Source organism: Cryocola sp. 340MFSha3.1 (assembly GCF_000383315.1).
GTDB lineage: Bacteria > Actinomycetota > Actinomycetes > Actinomycetales > Microbacteriaceae > Leifsonia.
Map to the genome: position 1 here is coordinate 583,867 of NZ_KB911088.1, position 19,789 is coordinate 603,655.

16 protein-coding genes are annotated in these 19,789 nt (G+C 69.9%); 6 read left to right on the forward strand and 10 right to left on the reverse strand.

Features of this window, described 5'->3' with window-relative positions; translation table 11 throughout:
- Genes H284_RS0113815 through H284_RS0113825 form a run of 3 tightly spaced genes read right to left on the reverse strand, consistent with a single transcriptional unit; the run spans position 1 to position 2,050 of the window.
- A complete protein-coding gene (locus H284_RS0113815) occupies positions 1 to 597 on the reverse strand; it encodes a cation efflux transmembrane domain-containing protein (RefSeq protein WP_020076711.1) in 597 nt (198 codons plus the stop codon).
- Positions 594 to 1,673, reverse strand: a complete 1,080-nt coding sequence (locus H284_RS0113820; RefSeq protein ID WP_018192246.1) for a cation diffusion facilitator family transporter — start codon at positions 1,671 to 1,673, stop codon at positions 594 to 596. The genes H284_RS0113815 and H284_RS0113820 overlap by 4 nt, the downstream gene beginning before the upstream one ends.
- The gene (locus tag H284_RS0113825; protein WP_026307298.1) at positions 1,670 to 2,050 is read right to left on the reverse strand and encodes an ArsR/SmtB family transcription factor; all 381 of its coding nucleotides are present in this window, start codon (positions 2,048 to 2,050) and stop codon (positions 1,670 to 1,672) included. The genes H284_RS0113820 and H284_RS0113825 overlap by 4 nt, the downstream gene beginning before the upstream one ends.
- A 62-nt stretch (positions 2,051 to 2,112) precedes the next feature.
- Between H284_RS0113825 and H284_RS0113830 the strand changes: the two genes are divergently transcribed.
- Positions 2,113 to 2,667, forward strand: coding sequence for a GNAT family N-acetyltransferase (locus H284_RS0113830; RefSeq protein WP_018192244.1), 555 nt, complete (start codon positions 2,113 to 2,115; stop codon positions 2,665 to 2,667).
- A 4-nt stretch (positions 2,668 to 2,671) separates the two neighbouring features.
- On the opposite strand, the gene H284_RS0113835 is transcribed toward H284_RS0113830, so the two are convergent.
- A complete protein-coding gene (locus tag H284_RS0113835) occupies positions 2,672 to 4,243 on the reverse strand; it encodes a helix-turn-helix transcriptional regulator (protein ID WP_018192243.1) in 1,572 nt (523 codons plus the stop codon).
- A 266-nt stretch (positions 4,244 to 4,509) separates the two neighbouring features.
- Here H284_RS0113835 and H284_RS0113840 point away from each other — a divergent pair, with 266 nt between their 5' ends.
- Positions 4,510 to 9,591 carry a beta strand repeat-containing protein gene (locus H284_RS0113840; RefSeq protein WP_020076712.1) on the forward strand — a complete coding sequence of 1,694 codons (5,082 nt, stop codon included), beginning with the start codon at positions 4,510 to 4,512 and terminating at the stop codon, positions 9,589 to 9,591.
- Between the two features lie 155 nt (positions 9,592 to 9,746).
- Here the strand turns inward: H284_RS0113840 and H284_RS0113845 are convergent, their stop codons facing one another.
- Complete coding sequence (locus tag H284_RS0113845; protein WP_020076713.1) at positions 9,747 to 11,294, reverse strand: molybdopterin-dependent oxidoreductase; 1,548 nt, start codon at positions 11,292 to 11,294, stop codon at positions 9,747 to 9,749.
- A gap of 127 nt (positions 11,295 to 11,421) precedes the next feature.
- Here H284_RS0113845 and H284_RS0113850 point away from each other — a divergent pair, with 127 nt between their 5' ends.
- Positions 11,422 to 12,078, forward strand: a complete 657-nt coding sequence (locus tag H284_RS0113850) for a fasciclin domain-containing protein (protein WP_018192240.1) — start codon at positions 11,422 to 11,424, stop codon at positions 12,076 to 12,078.
- Positions 12,079 to 12,164: 86 nt separating this feature from the next.
- Here the strand turns inward: H284_RS0113850 and H284_RS0113855 are convergent, their stop codons facing one another.
- Complete coding sequence (locus tag H284_RS0113855; RefSeq protein ID WP_018192239.1) at positions 12,165 to 12,911, reverse strand: alpha/beta hydrolase; 747 nt, start codon at positions 12,909 to 12,911, stop codon at positions 12,165 to 12,167.
- Positions 12,912 to 12,969: 58 nt separating this feature from the next.
- Between H284_RS0113855 and H284_RS0113860 the strand changes: the two genes are divergently transcribed.
- Positions 12,970 to 14,745, forward strand: coding sequence for a DHA2 family efflux MFS transporter permease subunit (locus H284_RS0113860; RefSeq protein ID WP_018192238.1), 1,776 nt, complete (start codon positions 12,970 to 12,972; stop codon positions 14,743 to 14,745).
- Positions 14,746 to 14,752: 7 nt separating this feature from the next.
- Here the strand turns inward: H284_RS0113860 and H284_RS0113865 are convergent, their stop codons facing one another.
- The 4 genes from H284_RS0113865 to H284_RS0113880 form a co-directional block, all read right to left on the reverse strand.
- Positions 14,753 to 15,154 carry a VOC family protein gene (locus H284_RS0113865; protein ID WP_018192237.1) on the reverse strand — a complete coding sequence of 134 codons (402 nt, stop codon included), beginning with the start codon at positions 15,152 to 15,154 and terminating at the stop codon, positions 14,753 to 14,755.
- A 25-nt stretch (positions 15,155 to 15,179) separates the two neighbouring features.
- Complete coding sequence (locus H284_RS0113870) at positions 15,180 to 15,698, reverse strand: hypothetical protein (protein WP_018192236.1); 519 nt, start codon at positions 15,696 to 15,698, stop codon at positions 15,180 to 15,182.
- A 96-nt stretch (positions 15,699 to 15,794) separates the two neighbouring features.
- Entirely contained in the window at positions 15,795 to 17,177 is a 1,383-nt protein-coding gene (locus H284_RS0113875; RefSeq protein ID WP_020076714.1) for an LLM class flavin-dependent oxidoreductase, read from the reverse strand.
- Between the two features lie 66 nt (positions 17,178 to 17,243).
- Positions 17,244 to 18,041: a cytochrome c oxidase assembly protein gene (locus tag H284_RS0113880; RefSeq protein ID WP_020076715.1), complete on the reverse strand. Its 798-nt coding sequence runs from the start codon at positions 18,039 to 18,041 to the stop codon at positions 17,244 to 17,246.
- 371 nt (positions 18,042 to 18,412) lie between these two features.
- Here H284_RS0113880 and H284_RS0113885 point away from each other — a divergent pair, with 371 nt between their 5' ends.
- Positions 18,413 to 19,060 (forward strand): C40 family peptidase, encoded by a 648-nt coding sequence (locus tag H284_RS0113885; RefSeq protein WP_020076716.1) that lies wholly within the window; start codon positions 18,413 to 18,415, stop codon positions 19,058 to 19,060.
- A 20-nt stretch (positions 19,061 to 19,080) separates the two neighbouring features.
- Positions 19,081 to 19,710, forward strand: a complete 630-nt coding sequence (locus H284_RS0113890; RefSeq protein WP_020076717.1) for a LysE family translocator — start codon at positions 19,081 to 19,083, stop codon at positions 19,708 to 19,710.
- Positions 19,711 to 19,789: the final 79 nt, after the last annotated feature.

Sequence of the window (19,789 nt, forward strand, 5' to 3'; positions counted from 1 at the left end):
TCACTCCCGGAAGATGTGGACGGCCTCGCGCGCGGCGTAGGCGACGATGACCAGGGCGGCCACCGGGTCCGCCCACCACCAGCCGAGGAGCCCGTCGAGGCCGATCCCGAGCAGCACGCTCGTCGCGAGGATGCCGTCCACCAGGGTGACGCGCCCCTCGGCGGCCAGCACCGGGTTGGCGAGGAGGCGGCCGACGCATGCCTTCCCGAAGGCCAGCAGGAACATGACGGCGGCGGTAGCGCCCGTCCATCCCGCCCCCAACGGGCTCGGCGCCGCGCGGTGGCCGGTCGCCAGCGTGACGACCCCTTGGACGAGCAGGTAGCCGCCGAGGAGGACGAACGCGATGCCGATCAACCGGAGGGCGAGTCGCTGCCGCCTTTCGTCCGATCCGGTGAGTTCCCAGATCACCACCGTGCTGGCGCCGATCTCGATCAGGCTGTCGAGTCCGAACCCGAGCAGGGCGACCGAGGCACTGGCGGAGAACGCGATCGCGAGGACGACGACGCCGACGACGTTCCAGCCGAGGGTGATCGCTTCCAGGCCGATGCCGGCCCGGACGAGCCTGGTCCCGCGTGCGAGCTCCGCGGATGTGCTCATCGGCTCGGCGGATTCGCCGCTTCATGATGGTCGGGCACGGTGACCGTGTCCGGCGGAGTCACTTCGAGATGCAGTTCGTCGAGCGTGCGCAGGTGCTCCTGCGCGTGCGCGCGGGCGGCGGCCGCTATCCGGTGGGCGTCGCCGAGGACGACCGCGTCGACGGCGAGCTCGGCACTCCCGTGCAGCCGGTGGCCCACCCAGCGCAGTTGCACGCGCGGTGCCGCGACGACTCCGGGCGTCTCGATCAGGGCGTGCTCGAGCTGCTCCACCAGATCCGGCTCGATGCCGTCGAGCAGCCGGCGGCCGATGCTCCGGACGGTGCCCCAGAGCAGCACGACGATCGCGGCCGAGATGAGCACACCCACGATGGGATCGGCGAGAGGGAACCCCAGCATCACGCCCAGGGCGCCGAGGACCACCGCGAGGGAGGTGAAGCCGTCGATGCGGGCGTGGACGCCGTCGGCGACCAGCGCGGCCGAGCCGATGCGCCGGCCGACCCGGATGCGGTAGATCGCGACCGCCTCGTTGCCGGCGAACCCGATCAGGCCGGCCACGATCACCCAGCCCAGGTTCTCCAGCGGGTGCGGGTGGAACAGTCGGTCGATCGACTGCCAGGCCGCCACGATCGCCGACAGCGCGACGACGGCGATGATGAACAAGCCGGCCAGATCCTCGGCGCGCCCGTACCCGTAGGTGTAGCGGCGGGTGGCGACCCGGCGTCCGAGCACGAAGGCGACCCAGAGGGGGACGGCCGTGAGGGCGTCCGAGAAGTTGTGGACCGTGTCCGCCAGCAGGGCGACGGAGCCGCTGAACGCGACGATCACCGCCTGCAGCAGTGTGGTCGCGAGCAGGACGAACAGACTGATCTTCAGGGCACGGACGCCCTCGGTGCTCGCCTCCATCGCGTCGTCGATCGAGTCGGCCGCGTCGTGCGAGTGCGGGACGAACATCCCGTACAGGAAGCCGCGGAACCCGGTCGGGTGGTGGTGCCCGTGGTCGTGTGGATGCTCGTGGTCGTGCGGGTGCCCGTGGTCGTGCGGGTGCCCGTGGTCGTGCGTGTGCGTCTCGTGGGTCACGGGGTCGCCTCGTCCTCTGCCGTCGGCGCCTGGTGGTGGTGGCGCGGCGTGCCGCCGAGCGAGTGCTCGGCCTGGAAGATCGCGTCGCTCACGAGCCGGCTCGCGTGCTCGTTCTCCAGCCGGTAGAACACCCGCTGGCCGTCCTGCCGGGTCGCGACGATCCGCGCCAGCCGGAGTTTCGCCAGGTGCTGCGACACCGCTGCGGGCTGCTTGTCGAGGATGTCCGCGAGATGATTCACCGACAGCTCGCCCGCATCCCGGAGCGCCAGGACGATGCGCACGCGGGTGGCATCCGCCAGCATCGCGAAGACCTCGACGGCGAGTTCCACGTACTGGCTGTCGGGAAGACGCCCGCATATCGGCTTATCTGCATGCATACGCAGATTAAATCGCGTCGCATCCGATCGAGCAACCCGGGGGCGGCCGATAGGGTGCGTGAATGGCCGTCTCTCTCCATCCGCTCGATCCGTATGGGGCGGATCGGGACGCCCTCATCGACTTCCTGACGGGCAACGAGTTCCCGTTCCATGTCGTGCCAAGGCTTGATCGCGCTGCAGCACTCGCCGCGATCGACGCGGGTGCGTATGGCGACGACGACCACGCTGCGTTCTGGCTCCAGGTGCCGAGCGGAGAGCGGATCGGCACGGTTCGGTTGGACGATCTGGGCGACCCCACGCCGTTGATCGACCTGAGGCTCGACGGTGGCATGCGTGGTCGCGGGCTGGGCACGAAGGCCCTGCGCGCGGCGACGGATTTCGTGTTCGACAGCATGGCCGCCGTCAACCGCTTCGAGGGGCAGACGCGCGAGGACAACACCGCGATGCGGCGGGTGTTCGCGCGCTGCGGGTGGGTCAAGGAGGCCCATTACCGCGAGGCCTGGCCCGTGCCGGGGCGGGAGCCCGTCGCGTCCGTCGCGTATGCGATACTCCGGCGCGACTGGAGAGACGGCACGACGACGCCCGTGCCCTGGGAGGACGAACCGCGTCCTCGGTAGGGCGTCAGACCGAGCCTCCCCGCCCGGGCGGGGGCTGGACCGATATCCCGGCCCTCTGTGCGATGTCCGCCGCGGCGGCCCGCGAGTTGACGCCGAGCTTGCGGTAGAGCCGGGAGGCGGTGGCCTTCAGCGTGTTCGGGCTGATGAAGAGCTCCGTCGCGATCTCGCTCATGGAACGGGTGGTTGTGAGCTGCTGCAGCACGTCGCGTTCCCGCTTGGTCAGCGATCCGACCTCCGTTGCCGCCTCCCGTCGTCGCGGCGCGAGGAGGCTGTGGGCACCGGGGGCCAGGGTCTGCAGGTGCGCGTCACTGATGAGGTGGTAGCTGGCGCGCATGTCCTCCTGCTCGATGATGGAGTGCGCGAGCCGGAAGTTGTGGGCGGCGGAGCGGGAGCGTTGCAGCGCGAGGGACGATGCGGCCGTGATGAGGAAGGCCCCGGCGCGCACGCGGGGCGGGCTGAGGGGTTCGGCGGCCTGCGCGGCGTCGTCGATCGCCTCGATGAAGCGGCCGCGCCGGTACTCGCCGATCGCCCGGAGCAGGTGGTCGTCGGGCGTCACGGGGCGGTGCCCGGCTACGGAGCGCCCCAGCCGCATCCACGTGGCGCGCACGTACTGCCCGTTCATCCCGCGATTGGAGACCGCCGGCGGGTGCCTCCCGAGCTCGCGGGCGAGCTCCTCCTCGAGGAGCACCTGCTCGGCCTTCGTGTGAGCGAGGAAGGACCGCACCCAGCTGGCGGCCGCCCAGTACTCGCCGACCGGGTGGGCCGCGACGAGCGCGAGTTCGTGCGCGGACGCATCCTCCTGCAGGCGGTCGGCGTGGACGAGGGCGGCGGCGAGATGGTGGGCGGCGTCGTAGCGCGGGTTCGATTCGCCGGTGTTCCTGGCGCGGTGCGCCCAGTCGAGTGCCGCGCTCAGCCGGCCTCGGGCCGCGAGATGCCAGGCGAGGTGGCCGGCGGCGCGGCGGGCGACCTGGGGCTGCTCGGTCATCACGGCGACGCGGTGCGCTTCTTCGTACTCGTAGGCGACGGGGAGGGTGTGGTCCCCGGAGAGCTCGAGCGCCCGGCCCCACTGCACGAACAGATGCGGGAGGTTGGCGAGACGGTGCCCGACCTCGCCCGGCTCCGCTGCCGTCAGCGCCCGGCGTGCCTCGGTCGCGGCCTCGACCGCCGCCGCGTGCTGTCCCTTGGTGCGTGCCGTGGCCGATGTGCCGGTGAGCCCGATCAGGTACTCCACGAGATCGCCTGAGCGTCGACCGGGGACCGTCGTCGCAGCGGGATGCTGCTCGAAGCGGTCGGGACCGCCTCCCGAGACGACGTGCTTGAGGTAGTTCACTGCGGACACCAGGGCGACATTGTCGACGAATGCCTCTCCGGGGAGCGCCCGGAGGGCGGCGAGCAGGGCTGCGGGGTCGGTGTGCGCGTACCGGTCCCAGTGTTCCGCGATCACCGCGGCCGCGGCGGCCGAACCGGCCCGGCGCGCCGTCTCGGCGACGACCGCGGCAAGGCTGTCTGCGGGTACGCCCTCCTCGGTCCCACGGTGGTCGCCATCGGCGGGGAGCGAGTCTGACGGGGAGGGCACGGACGGAGTTCCTACAGGGTCGGGGGAGGGGCGGAGCGGATGCCGAGGCGCGTCGGCGGGGACGATCACCTCGATTCGATTGAACACGTCCCCGGAGCCGATTGTGGTCCTTCACCTGGGGGACATTCGGTATTCGTGAGGGTTAAATCCGGGGTGAATTTTTGTTCGTCGTGTGGAAATCCTTCACGCCCCCTCAGAAGACTGAGCCTGATTCACAGGATCGTCAGCCGTCTGTCTCACTGACCGGCGGACGGGGGAGGACACCAATGCACCTGGCAGCTCGGCACCGGAGACGGCGCAACGCTCAGCACTCAACGGACTCGTCGTCGGGAAGACGGCTGGTCTTCTCGCTGAGCAACCGCCGCAGCAGATTCGCGGCAGCCGTTCTCAGCGTCGGACTGCTCGCGAGCGGGCTGAGCACGTGGGCGCTGCTGGGCACGTCGGCCGCTCCGGCCGCGGCTGCTCCCGGCAACCCGGGCACCCCGTCGGCGCCGACCGTGGCGTTCCAGGAGAACTTCGAGAACGGGGTTGGGAACACGCCCGTCGGTTTGACGGCGTATACCGGCGCGTCCGGGCAGAAGTACACCGCAGACGCTGCGTGGCTGAGCAACTGCAACGGGCAGGTTCGTAACTTCAACACGCCGTCAACGACGATCGGCAACTGTCAGATCGAGAGTGACGCGGCGCACCTGAACCAGTTGGCCTATGCCCTCGGTGCGCACGCGGGTTCCGCGACCCCCGGCGCCAACCACGCGGTGACGGCTTACACGGAGAACAACCCGGGCGTGAATGCGACGGAGTTCCAGACGGCGACCAACATCCCGCTCGCCTCGTCCTCGGGTCGGTTCCTGACCTTCAGCGTCGACACCGCGGCCGTCAACTGCAACGCCTCGGCACCGCTTTACCAGTTCGCCTTCCTGAACCAGGCTGGCACCGCCACCAACGTCGGAGGGCAGCTCAACGCGTGCTCCTCCGGCCAGACCGTGAACGTCCCGGCTAACGGCTCTCTCGGCGCGGCGGCGGTGAACGTCGGCACGTATACCTCCAACGGTTCGGTGCTCTTCACCGGTTCGACCCTCGGCATCCGGATGCAGAACGCGAACGGGTCCGGCGCCGGCAACGACGCCGCCTTCGACAACATCCGCATCCTGGATGTGACCCCGCAGCTCGATAAGGCGTTTACTCCCACAGCAGTTCAGACCGGCGGAACCTCGACCCTCACCTTCACCGTCACGAACACCAGCGAGCTCGCCTCCAAGGCGGGCTGGGGCTTCACCGACACCCTTCCGGCGGGCCTGACGCTGGCGAACGGCACTGTGGGCGGCACCTGTAACGCGACGACCACCGCTGTCGCCGGCGGCACGTCCGTGGCCGTGACCAACGGCACCCTCGCCGCCGGCCAGGCCTCGTGCACCATCACGGTGCAGGTGACCTCCCCGGTCGCTGGCAGCTTCACCAACGGACCGGGCAACGTGACGGAGACCGGCCTGAACCCGCCGGGTGACACCACGGTCACCTTCACCGACCTGACGATCCCCACGGTCGGCTGCACCACCGACCCGGCGATCTTCAACACCGGTTACAACGCAGCCACTGGTGGACAGGCCGCCGACGGATCTAACGATGCGGGCTGGACGGTTGCCGGTGGGGTAGACGGTTTCTACCACAACCCGAGCACCACGGCGCCGTCGACGAATGCGACTCCTGTTCTTCCGCCCGCCGGCACGACCTATGCGCCAGCGCAGGTTGGCAAGATCGCCAACGTCTGGGCGGACAGTCCCGCGGGGAACGCGCAGTGGATCTCGGCGAACTACGCGGGTCCGAACGTTCAGAACCAGTCCGACGGTAGTGGTGACTGGTACTACCGCTACCAGTTCAACCTCGATCCGGCTGTCGATCCGGGGAGCTTCGCGCTGGATATGAAGTGGCTGGCCGATAACTCGGTCGCCGGGGTGTGGGTGAACGACATCGCGCAGTCGGGAACGAACCTCCCGCAGGACACCGCTGCTCCGTACGTCTACCAGGGCTTCACCCTGGCGAATGCCGCCCAGACGTCGTTGACGACCGGGTGGAAGACGGGGTTGAACACGATCCTGGTGCAGGTCAAGAGCTTCTACACCGCCGAGGGCTTCGACGCGCAAGTCCAGTCCACTGTGCTCTGCCCGAACCCTGCCTACGCGGTCACCAAGACGGCGTCGGCAGCGACCGTCCAGCCGGGCGGCAACCTGACCTACACGGTCACGGTGAAGAACACCGGCAACGTCGCCTACACGGCGGCGAACCCGGCGACCATCTCCGACAACCTGTCGGGTGTGCTGGATGACGCCGTGTACAACGGCGATGCCGCGGTGTCGTACTCCGGCGGCTCCACCTCGGCCGCTCCGACGGTTACGGGATCCACGTTGTCCTGGTCGGGACCGCTGGCGGTCGGAGAGACCGCGACCATCACCTACTCGGTGAAGGTCGACTCCCCGGACGGCGGCGACCACAAACTGACCAACGCGGTCACCCCGGGCACGAACGGCGGAGGCTGTGCGACCGCGGCGGACTGCACCACGACCACGCCGGTGCAGTCGTTCTCCGTGACGAAGACAGCCGACCGGACCGATGTGGTCCCGGGCCAGAAGGTCACGTACACGATCACGGTGAAGAACACGGGCACCGTGGACTACACCGTCACGGCACCGGCGTCGTTCAGCGACGACCTGACGGCCGTGCTGGATGACGCCACCTACAACAACGACGCCACCGGCGGCGCGACCTATGCCGCTCCGACTCTCTCCTGGTCGGGCGCCGTGGCCGCCGGTGACACCGTGACGATCACCTACTCGGTGACCGTGAACGACCCGGACACCGGCGACCAGCACCTCAATAACACCGTCGTCACCCCGCCCGGCATCGGCGGAGACTGCGATCCGACCGCGGGCAACCCCGCCTGTACGGTCAACATCCCCTCCGGCTCGTACACGGTGGCCAAGTCCGCCTCGACCACCTCGGTGACCGCCGGTGACACGGTGACGTACACGATCACGGTCACGAACACCGGCGCGATCGACTACACGGCCACCGCACCGGCGACTCTGACGGACGACCTGGCCCGTGTGCTCGATGACGCGACGATCGTCAGCGGCCCGGACAACGGAGCCACGGTCACCGGCACCTCTCTGAAGTGGTCTGGCGCCCTGGCGGTCGGGCAGACGGTCGTGATCACCTATGCGGTCACGGTCAACAGCCCGGACACCGGCGACAACGTCATCACCAACACGGTGCGACCGAACTCGCCCGGCGGATCCTGCGACCCCGCAGGCAGCTGCACCACCACAACCGATGTGCGGGCCTTCACCGTGTCGAAGTCCTCGTCTCCTGCGGGCGCAGTGAATCCGGGTGACAAGGTCACTTACACGGTCACCGTGACGAACACCGGAACGGCCGACTTCACCGCGGGCACCCCTGCCTCCTTCACCGACGACCTGACGGCGGTGCTGGATGACGCCACCTACAACAACGACGCCACCAACGGCGCGACATATGCCGCTCCGACACTGTCCTGGTCCGGCGCCGTTGCTGCAGGCACGAGCGTGACCGTCACCTACACGGTGACCGTGAACTCGCCGGACACCGGCGACCACACCCTGACCAACGCGGTCGTACCGAGCGGTGGCGGCACCTGCGTGCCCGGTCAGTGCGCCACGACCAACCCGGTCCAGTCGTACACGGTCGCGAAGACCGCGTCCGCCGGCCCGGCGCACCCGGGCGACGCCGTCACCTACACGGTGACCGTGACGAACACGGGTACGGCCGACTACACGGCAGCGGATCCGGCGTCGATCACCGATGACCTGTCCAAGGTTCTGGACGACGCCACCTATGTGGCCGGGTCTGCTACCAACGGCGCGCAGGTCACCGGGAACACGCTGACCTGGTCCGGTCCGCTCGCTGTCGGTGCGGTCCAGACGATCACCTACCAGGTACTCGTCGGCCCCGCCGGGACCGGGGACGGCACCCTGACCAACACGGTCACGGGCGACCCGGACAAGGGCGGCTCGTGCGTCACCCCCGGCGGCTGCACGACGGACACGCCGGTGCAGGCATTCAGCGTGACCAAGACGGCGGACCAGACCGAGGTCACCCCCGGTCAGAAGGTCACCTACACGGTGACGGTGACCAACACCGGCACAGTCGACTACATCGCTACCGCTCCGGCCTCCTTCACCGACGACCTGTCCGGGCTGCTGGATGACGCCACCTACAACAACGACGCCACCAACGGTGCCACCTACGCGGCGCCGACCCTGTCGTGGTCCGGCGCACTGGCGGTCGGTGCGACGGTGACGGTGACCTACTCGGTGACGGTGAACGATCCGGACACCGGTGACAAGGTGATGCCGAACACGGTGGTCACCCCCACCGGTGGCGGCGGGGACTGCCCGGCCGGCACGGACAACGCCGAGTGCACAGTGACGATCCCGTCGGGTTCGTACACGGTGACCAAGACTGCAGACAAGTCCGAGGTCGCCCCTGGCGCCACCATCACCTACACGGTGACCGTGACCAACACGGGCAAGACGGACTACACCGCTGCGAAGCCGGCGTCGTTCCGCGATGACCTGACCAACGTGCTGGATGACGCCACCTACAACGGCGACGCCAGCAACGGGGCCACGGTTGCCGGGAACACGCTCACCTGGTCGGGCGCGGTCGCAGCCGGGCAGACGGTCAAGGTGACGTACTCGGTGACGGTCAACAAGCCAGACACCGGCAACCACCACCTGGTCAACGCGGTCGTCCCGACCGGCCCCGGCGGCGGCTGTGACACCGCCGGCGACTGCCTGACCAACACCCCGGTCGCCTCATACACGGTGCACAAGACGGTCTCAACGACCAACACCGTGAAGCCGGGAGCCGTGGTCAGCTACACCGTCACCGTCACGAACACGGGTGAGTTCGCCTACACCGCGAGCACTCCCGCGAAGTTCACCGACAACATGAGCGACGTGCTCGACGACGCCCACTACAACGGCGACGCGACCCACGGGGCGACCCTCAGCGGCACAGTGCTGTCGTGGTCCGGCCCGCTGGCTGTCGGCGAGACGATCGACGTCACGTACTCGGTGACGGTCAACAACCCGGCGGCGGGCAACCACCGCCTGGTCAACACCGTCGACCCTGCCGTGGACGGCGGATCGTGCGACCCGTCGGGCGCCTGCGACACCCGCACGCCGATCGACCCGGGCCCCGGCCTGGCGTTCACCGGTAGCGATCTGGTCGCACCCGGAATCATCGCCCTGCTCCTGCTGGGCGCCGGAGCAGCGTTCATGCTGATCCGCCGACGCCGCGCGACCGAGTAAGACCCCGTGACAGTGGGCCGGCATTTCCCCAAGGTGCCGGCCCACTGTCGCGGGTTCCCGCTGACGCGTCCGGGGGGAGCGTCAGCCCACCGGGGTGCCGGCTCGGGCGCCGGCACCTCGGGTCACGGAGTGCCCATCTGACGACCTCGACGTCGTCAGCCCACCCGCACCAGCGTCTGCTGCCACCCGGTCGATCCGTTCGGCGCGATCGGCGTGCGCTTCTGCTCCTGCACGCGGCCCGCGCGATCGGTGGCGCGCACCGCGAGGGTGTGGCTGCCCGCTGTGGCGTCCCAGTCGAGCGACCACTGCACCCAGGTGTCGGCGTTGATCGGAGTGGAGAGCTTCGCCTGCTGCCACTGGCCGCCGTCGATCCGCACCTCGACGGTGCGGATGCCGACCGTCTGCGCCCACGCGACACCGGCGATCTTCGTCGGGCCGGCGGAGAGCGGCTTGTCCACGCGCGGGGTGTCGATGCGGCTGGAGAGCTTGATCGGAGCCTTCGCGCTGTAGCCGCGGGGAGTCCAGTACGCCTGATCGGCGGCGAAGGTCGTCACCTTCAGCTCGGTCAGCCATTTCGTCGCCGACACGTAGCCGTACAGGCCCGGCACCACCATCCGCACCGGGAAACCGTGCTCGAGGGGGAGCGGCTCGCCGTTCATCCCGATCGCGAGGATGGCGTCGCGGCCGTCGTCGGTGAGCGCATCCAGTGGGGTGCTGGCGGTGAAGCCATCGACACTGCGCGACAGCACCATGTCGGCGCCCCTTCGTGGACGGGCGAGGGCAAGGATGTCGCGGACCGGCACGCCGAGCCACCGCGCGTTCCCGACCAGGTTGCCGCCGACCTCGTTCGACACGCACGTGAGGGTGACGCCGTACTCGGCTGGGCGCATGTCGACGAGGTCCTGGAAGCTGAGCTCGACGCGCTTCTCGACCATCCCGTCGATGGTGAGGCGCCAGTTCGCCGGGTCGACCGACGGCACGGTGAGGGCCGTATCCACCCGGTAGAAGTCCGTGTTCGGCGTGAAGAGCGGGCTGATGCCGGGAACGTCGAGTTCGGCGCCGGCAGGCACTTTCAGGCGGGAGGCCGGCGTCGGGAGCTTGAGCGCCGAGCGGACCGCGGCGATGGATGACGTGGCAGCGGACCCCAGGCGCGACCCGACCCCGGCGACCAGGGCTCCCGCCGCTGCGACCGACGTGAGCACCAGGAACCGGCGGCGGTCGACGCCGACCCTTTCCGCTCCAGCGGTCCCGTCGCGCCAGGCGTGAAGCCGCCCGATCAGCAGTCGCAGCACCAGCGCGCCGAGCAGGGCGCCGACCGCGGCCGGAAGGAAGCCGAACGGGCTGGCCCCCGTGCGGGTCAGCGTCGCCACCACGGCCGCGACACCCGCGAGAACGAACAGCGCGACGCCGACCCACCGACGCCACCACTCCAGCACCCCCGCGACGGCGGCGGCGACGAAGACCGCGAGGCCCAGGCTCGCCAGGAGGAACAGCTTGTCGTTCGACCCGAACAGGTCGATCGCCAGTTCCTTCGCCCAGCGGGGGACGATGTCGATCACGAACGAGCCGACCGCGACGATCGGACTCGCGTCGCGCACGGTCAGCAGGGCCACCAGTTCGGCCGCTCCGAGGAACACGCCACCGCTCACCGCCCCGGCGAGTGCGGCCAGGGCGATGGTGCCGATTCTCTTCTTCGCTGACATGCCTGGAGTTCGTGGCGGAGAGGCCCCGCGGATTGGTTCCAATCCGATTCGCCGCCGGGGCCGAACCCCTGATGACCGCCCCGCAGCGGCCGTAACGATCGTCACCATCCCTCGAAGGAGAAGAACCATGCGATCCACAGCTCGTCTCGCAGCGGCAGCCATCCTGGCCGCAGCCGCCCTCACCCTCACCGCCTGTTCGTCCGGTGCGGGCAGCGCCACCTCCAGCGACTCCGGCTCCTCGATGAGCAAGTCCACCCCGTCCGCCTCGAAGATGGACCCGGCCGCCGACCTCGTCGGTCCCGGCTGCGCGGCATACGCCAAGCAGGTCCCGTCGGGTGCGGGTTCCGTCTCCGGCATGGCCGAGGACCCGGTGGCCACCGCGGCCAGCAACAACCCGCTGCTGACGACGCTCGTCGCGGCCGTCTCGGGCAAGCTGAACCCGCAGGTGAACCTGGTCGACACCCTGAACGGCGGCGACTTCACCGTCTTCGCCCCGGTCGACGACGCCTTCAAGAAGATCGACCCGGCGACCATCGAGTCGCTGAAGACCGAGGCGGGCACGGCCACGCTGACCTCGATCCTCACCTACCACGTGGTGCCCGGACAGCTTGCGCCGTCTGACATCGACGGCACCCACAAGACCGTCGAGGGCGGCGACGTCACCGTCACCGGCTCCGGCGACTCCATGAAGGTCAACGACGCCAACGTCATCTGCGGCGGCGTCAAGACGGCCAACGCGACCGTGTACCTGATCGACTCGGTCCTGATGCCCCCGGCCAAGTAACTCCCGGCGTCAGCCCGCCCCCGGCGCGGCCGTGCAGCCTCCCCGCTGCACGGCCGCGCCGTCTGTGTGTGCGGAAGTCGTCGCACTCACTCCGAGAGGAAGCCGCTGAGCGCCTGGGTCAGCTCTTCGCGGGCCGTCTCGTCGTCGATGGTGGCCGGTCGGTCGCCCGGCTGGGCGCCGTAGTCGCCGAACTGCGCGTGGTCCATGCCGTCGATCTGCACCATCCGCGCGTCCTCCGGCAGCAGGTGCCGGTTCGCCGCGAGCTTGGCGGGCGTGCTCAGGCCGTCGCGGCTGCCGCCGATCGACAGCACGCGCAGATCGGCACCGCTGAGGTCGTTTGCGCAATACGAGCCGAACAGGATGAGTCCGGTCACCTTCGGATCCTCGGCCAGCTGGCAGGCGCGGACGCCGCCGAGGGAGTGGCCGCCGACGTACCAGTCCGTCACCTCCGGAGCGTGGGCGGTGAACGTGGACAGCGGCCGCTGGTCGAAGAACGCCAGGTTGAGCGTCGGCTTCGTGATCACCACGGTGAGGCCCGTCTCGGCGACGACGCCCGAGAGCTTGTTCAGGTAGGCGTACGGGTCGACCAGCGCGCCTGGGACGAACACCAGGCCGTCGCCGGAGGGCGTTCCGGTCGGCTCCATGACGACGGAGTCGCCGGCGTCGTGGATCTGGACGGCCGGGTCGCGCCAGGCCTCGAGCGCCGCGGACCGGTCGCCCATCATCGGGGTGGACGCCCAGGCCAGGAATCCGACCACGGTCAGGACGAGGACGCCGAGGACAGCGCCACCCGCGATGAGGATGCGGCGTCGGGTTCTGCTGGACCGGCTCACGAATCCAGCGTAGCCTGACCATAAGCTTGCTGACTAATCTCCTAGCAAGGGAGTTTCGATGTCTTCACGTTCCCGCTGGGCCGGCCTGGTCTTCATCAGCATCGGTGTCGCGCTCATCATCGTCGACTCGACGATCGTCAACGTCGCGATCCCGTCCATCGTCGACGAACTCCATATCGGGTCCACCGGAGTCCAGTGGGTGCAGGAGTCGTACACTCTCGTGTTCGCAGCCCTCCTGCTCGTGTTCGGGACGTTGGCCGACCGGTTCGGACGACGCCGGATGCTCCTGATCGGCGTGGCGATCTTCACGCTCGCCTCCGTCGCCGCGGCCCTGTCGCCGACCGGCGCCTTCCTGATCGGGGCGCGACTCCTGCAGGGTGTCGGCGGCGCCATGGTCCTGCCGACCACGCTCTCCCTGATCAACGCGAACTTCCGCGGGAAGGAGCGCGCGATCGCGTTCGCCGTCTGGGGCTCGACCATCGGTGGGATGACCGCGCTGGGTCCACTGCTCGGCGGGTGGCTGACGACCGCGTTCTCGTGGCGCTGGGCATTCGGCATCAACATTCCCCTCGGCATCCTCATCATCGTCGGCGTGCTCGCGACGGTGCCCGAGTCGCGCGACACCCGAGCCGCACGGAGCGTGGACTGGGTGGGCGCCCTGCTCTCGGTCGTCACCTCCGCGAGCCTCGTCTTCGGGCTGATCGAGGGCCGCACCTACGGCTGGTGGCTCGTCGACACCCGACCGTCGATCGGCGAATGGACGTGGCCGTTCGACCTCTCACCCGTGCCGATCGCCTTCGCGGTCGCGGTGCTCGGAGGAGTGCTGTTCGTGCTGCGGGGCCGCGCGCGCACCCGGGCAGGCCGGAGCACCATGCTCGCGCTCGACCTCTTCCGCATCCCGTCGTTCCGCAACGGCAACGTCGCCGCGACCATCGTGTCGCTTGGAGAGTTCGGCATCATCCTGGCGCTGCCGATCTGGCTGCAGAACGTCCTGGGCTACAGCGCTCTCGACACCGGCCTCATCCTTCTCGCCCTGGCGATCGGGTCGTTCCTCGCGAGCGGCTTCGCCGGCGCCTTCGGCAACCGCATAGCGCCCGTCACGATCGTCCGCGTGGGGCTGGTCGCGGAGATCGTCGGTGTGGCCGGGCTGGGCCTCGTGATCTCCTCCACCACGCCGTGGGGAGCGCTGATCCCGTTCCTCTTCGTCTACGGCTTCGGTGTCGGGCTCGCGACCGCGCAGCTCACCGGGGTGGTGTTGCGGGATGTGCCGGTCGAGCAGAGCGGGCAGGGCTCCGGCACCACGAGCACGGCGCGCCAGATCGGCTCCGCTCTGGGCATCGCCGTGCTCGGCACGGTCCTGTTCGCCTCTGCCACCGCGGTGTTCGACGCCAAGCTCGACGACCGGGGCGTGCCGGCTCCTCAGCGCGACCAGCTGGTGTCCGCGGTGGTCGACAGCTCCGGAGCGGCGATCGCCGGGCTGGAGAAGAACCCGCAGACGGCTCCCGTCGCCGCCGACGCGAAGGAGGCGTTCAGCGACGGGACGCGATGGGCGGCGTTCGCCGCGGCCGGTTTCCTGGTCGTCGGCCTGCTGGCGACGGTGTCGCTCGGCAGTGGAGGCCGTCGGCCGAACGCGGCGGAGGAGACGGCCGAGTCCGACGGGTCCGGCCCGGAAGCCGAGTACACCGCCGACGACATCGCCCGCATGGTGCAGCACCTCGCCGACGCGCTCGAGGCCGACCCGGATCTCGACCGCGCCCGCGCCGCCGCATCCCGGCTCGACCACCGGTCGCGTGCGCTGCTGACCCGGTTCTTCCGCGACCTCGCGCAGGGGTGAACCCCGTTCAGGCGGAGGCGCTCCACTGCTCGCCGGGCCGATAGGAGCCGAAGCTCCACTCCCGGCCGCCCGGGTCGAGCACACGTGCCCGGCGGCTGCCCCACTCCGTCTCCTCCGGCGGGAAGACCACCGTCGCGCCGGCGTCCACGGCGCGTGCGAACATCCCGTCGACGTCCTGGGTCACCAGGTACAGGCCGACTCCGGTGGAGGCGCCGACCAGGGGCGGGACGTCGTAGGCCGCGTCGTTCGAGGCCAGCATCACGACGGTGTCGGCCCAGCGCAGTTCGCTGTGCAGCACCGAGCCGTCCTGCCCGGACTGCAGCTGGAGCACGTCGAACCCGAGCGCTTCGAGCCAGGCGATCGCGGCCGGGGCGTCGCGATAGCTGAGGGTGACCGCTGACGAGATCATGGTTCCTCCCGGCCCGTCGGGGTGCTCAGTCGTCCAGGACGGACGATGGCGGTCGTGCCTGCAGGTCGGCGCGGATGCCTTCGAGAACGGCGTGCACCGAGACGCGCTTGGCCTCGGTGTCGACGACGTTGGCGGGCACGGTGACGACCAGGCCGGAGCGGTAGAACGCCCGCACGCGGAAGCCGCCCTGCCACGACGACTCGCTGCTGTTGTCGCTCTCCGTGCCGCCGGAGAGTTCGAAGCGCAGCAGACCCGCGCGGCTCTCCACACGCGTCACCACCTGTGCTCCCGGCGTGCTGTCGTCGATGACCTCGGCGGCGACGACCGTGTGCTCCGTGAAGATGCCGATGCGCAGCGTGACGGTGGAGAGCCCGGAAGCGATGGCGGCGCCCAGGTAGATGATGCGGGCGTCGCCGACGGCGAGCTCCAGCTGGCGGATCAGCACGGGGTACCACTCCGGGTTGGCGCCGAGCAGCTCCTTCAGCCCGCGCTCTCCGTCGAGGAGCTCGCGCAGCTGGTCCTGGATCGCCGCCGTGTCCGTCATGGCCTGCCCTTCGGTCGCCACAGAGGCGCGGCGGGAGCCGCGTCTCCCGCTCAGCCTATCGCTAGCCAGGCTAGAGGAGCGATGGTCTACGGATTCTCAGACGGTCCGGGATGCGGCCACCTTGTAGCGGGCTCCGCGGTGCGTCTCCGGCAGCCGGTCGCCCGCGCCGTGCAGCTTGTTCCGCAGGGTCCCCGGCGCGTACTCCTCGGGGTATGCGCCACGCTTGCGCAGCTCCGGGATGACGTACTCGACGACGTCCTCGAACGTCCCGGGCGTGATGGCGTAGGCCAGGTTGAACCCATCGACGTCGGTCTCCTCGACCCACTCCTGCAGCTGGTCGGCGATCTCGGAGGCCGAGCCGACGATGAACGGCCCGAGCCCGCCGATGGCGCCGTTGCGGCCGATGTCGCGCACCGTCCACTCGCCGCCGTCCTCGTTCGGCCGCTGGAAGTTCGCGACCGCCGACTGGATGGCGTTGCTGTCGACGTTGCCGATCGGCTCGTCCAGGTCGTACTGCGAGAGATCCACGCCCATCCACCCGGACATGAAGACGAGCGCGCCCTCGTCGCTGGTGTACTGCAGGAAGTCCTGGAACTTGGCCTGCGCCTTCTCGCTGGTCTCGTCGGTGATGATCGTCAGCAGCGTGTAGATGCGTGCCGAGTACCGGTCGCGGCCCGCCGCCTCGAGGGCGTCGCGGAGCTTGCCGACGGTCGCCTTCAGACCCTCCTTGGTGGAGGCGGCGACGAAGATCGCCTCCGCGTTCTCTGCCGCGAACGCGATGCCGCGCTTGGAGGCGCCGGCCTGGTAGATGACCGGCGTGCGCTGCGGGCTCGGCTCGGAGAGGTGGATGCCCGGCACCGTGAAGTGCTTGCCGCGGTGGCCGATCTCGTGCACCTTCGACGGGTCGGTGAAGACGCCGGACTCGCGGTCGCGGATGACGGCGTCGTCCTCCCACGACCCCTCCCACAGCTTGTAGAGCACCTCGAGGTACTCGTCGGCGTGGTCGTAGCGGTCGTCATGCTGCAGCTGGTCGTCGTGGCCCATGTTGCGGGCGGCGGAGGGCAGGTATCCGGTGACGACGTTCCAGCCGACACGGCCGTTGGTCAGGTGGTCGAGCGTCGACATGCGGCGTGCGAACGGGTACGGGTGCTCGTAGGCGGTGCCCGCGGTGATGCCGAAGCCCAGGTTCTCGGTCACCAGCGCCATCGCGGAGACGAGAAGGATGGGGTCGTTCACCGGCACCTGCGCGCCGTGACGGATGGCGGCCTCATTGCTGCCGCCGTACACGTCGTACGTGCCGAGCACGTCGGCGATGAAGATGCCGTCGAAGTTCCCGTGCTCCAGCAGCTTCGCCAGCTCGGTCCAATAGGTGAGGTCCTTGTAGCGCCACGCCTGGTCCTCGGGGTGCCGCCACATGCCGGACGACTGGTGGGCGACGCAGTTCATGTCGAACGCGTTGAAGCGGATCTGCCTGGTCATGGGTCCAGGATGAGCGAACCCGGCCCCGTCCGCACGCGCACCGTCATGGTGCGTAACGCGCGCGCCTCAGCTGCGCTGGCGGAGATGCTGCCGCGTCAGTTCTGCCAGTTCCTCGTCGCTCAGGTCGTCGTAACGCTTGCCCTCCGTGCGCTCCAGGCGCATCCATCGGACGAACAGCAGGACGAGCACGGGCACATCGGCGACCTCGGCGATGAACCACAACAGGTCGCCGGAGAGGTGCTGGTCGTGGAGGGGAGTGGGGAACCAGAACGGCATCCGTCCGACGATCGCCGGGGCGTGGTCGAGGATGCCGTCGTTGAGGCGCAGAAGGAGGCCGGGGATCGCATCCAGCACCAGTTCGACGAACGCGAGCAGGAACTCCACCGTGATGAAGAACCCGGTGCGGACGACCGAGTGCGCGACGATCGGCAGCACCAGCAGGAGGCCGACGAGCGGGGTGAGGACGGAGATGGTCCACTCGGACCACACCGAGTCGCGCAGCACGGCGGCGAGCGGCGTGAGGAAGACGAGGAACACCGCGCACGCGAAGGCGGGGGCGGCGATCGCGTTGCCGAACGCGCGCACCGGACGGGAGCGCATCACCCGGTCCGTGCGACGGCGGCCGGCGGGGCCGAGTGCCACGCGGGCGAGGGCGACGGGCCGGCCGAGGGCGAGGAACGCGGGGACGACGAAGAGCAGGAGCGCGATCCGGGTCGTGAACGCCCAGCGGAGGTCGGTGCTCTCGGCGCCGAGGAACCCGAACGAGATGACGGCGTACGACCCGAGGCCGAGAAGCAGGAACGAGGCCGTCAGCCGGAGCGGCCAGTGGCGGCCCGTGCGGCGGAGCCGGAGAACGCCGCCCACGTAGAGCAGGGCCGCGACGGCGAGCAGCGCGGCGGCGGCCGGGTCGAACGACCAGGTGGTGAGGAAGACGGCGACGGGGGGCGTGGGCGGCTCCGATCGGTGGCGGGCCTCCCCATTGTCTTCCCCGGCCGGGCGCGTGATCCGGCCGGCGGCCTCCGTCTGAGAGGAACATCAGCCCGACTCAGAGGACTCCCGGTGGGGCAGGGATGCGGCCCCTTAGGCTCGATCCCGGTCGCGCGGACTTCGGGCGATGGGGTGCGGGTCGTGAGACGGACGAGGTCTGGATGACGGGCGGCGAACGACGGCGGGCTCTGGAGCAGGAACGGGCTGAGCGCGGCGGCGGCACCTCGCGGAGGCGTGGCGCACGACGAGTGTCCGCGCCCCGAGCCTCCCGCCGCGGGATCGCACTGGGCGCCTCCGGCGCCACCATCGCTCTCCTCGCCGGCATCGCCATGGCGCCGCCGGCCGTCGCGGAGCCCATCGACATCGTGACGGCCGCCGCGAGCGGGCACGCGGGCCACCAGGCCATGACCGTCTCGGCCATCGTGGCCTCCGCCCGTATCGACCGCGACGACCCCGTCGCCTCGGCGGTCGCGGGCATCATCGCCGGCCAGGGCGGCGCTGCGGGCGAGCGGGCCGCTGGGGCGATCGTCTCCGCCCTCGCCCTCGGCGGCGCGCGCGAACAGATCGTCGCCACCGCGCTCAGCTACCTCGGCGACCCGTACGTGCTCGACGGCTCGGATCACTCGGGCATCGATTGCTCGGGACTGGTCATGGTCTCGTACGCGGCAGTCGGCATCCCGCTCGGGCACCTCGTCCACCTGCAGGACGACGCCGGGCGACCGATCAGCGAGAGCGACGCCCAGCCCGGCGACCTGGTGGTGTTCGACGACGAGGAGCACATCGCGATCTACCTGGGCGACGGGATGCTCATCCAAGCGCCCGAGGAGGGCCGCCCGGTCGAGATCACCACCGTCTGGCAGGGCGTTCCCCACCACTTCACGCGCCTGCTGCCCTGAGCGGCCTGCATACTGGTCGCATGACCGTCGCCAGCCTGCTCGCCTTCGCCGGCCTCTGCCTCGTGCTCGCCCTCACGCCGGGGCCGGACACGTTCCTCGTCCTCCGCTTCAGCCTGGCGCGGCAGGGCGCGGGCATCGCGGCAGCCGCGGGCACCGCGCTCGGGTCGCTGGTCTGGGCGGTGGCGGTGGCCCTGGGGCTCGCCGCCGTGCTCGAGCAGTCGGCCGAGGTCTTCCGCATCCTCAAGATCGTCGGCGGTCTGTACCTGATCTACCTCGGCGTGGCCGCGTTCATCGCGAGCCGGAAAGGCAAGGCGCACGGCGTCGAGCCGACCTCCCGTCGCACCGGGCTGCGGTCGGGATTCACCGCGGGGATGCTGTCCACGATGATGAACCCGAAGGTCGGCCTGTTCTTCCTGGCCATCGCGCCGCAGTTCGTCCCCCACGACGGCTCGACCATCGCCAGCACACTGCTGCTCGGAGCGATCGTCGCCGTGGTCGGCTCGCTCTACCTCGTGGTGGTCGCGCTGCTGGCCGGCCGCGCGGTCGCCTGGCTGAAGCGTCCGGCTGTCACGACCTGGCTCGAGCGCATCTCGGCCGGGATCCTGGCGGCGCTCGGGATCGGGACGATCGCGCTCAGCGCGGAATCGTAAGCCCGAGACACACCCCGTGGGTTTATCTACTCGTCGCCCCTCGGGTGAGGAGTAGGCGACCAGGTGTTTGTTGCCGGGA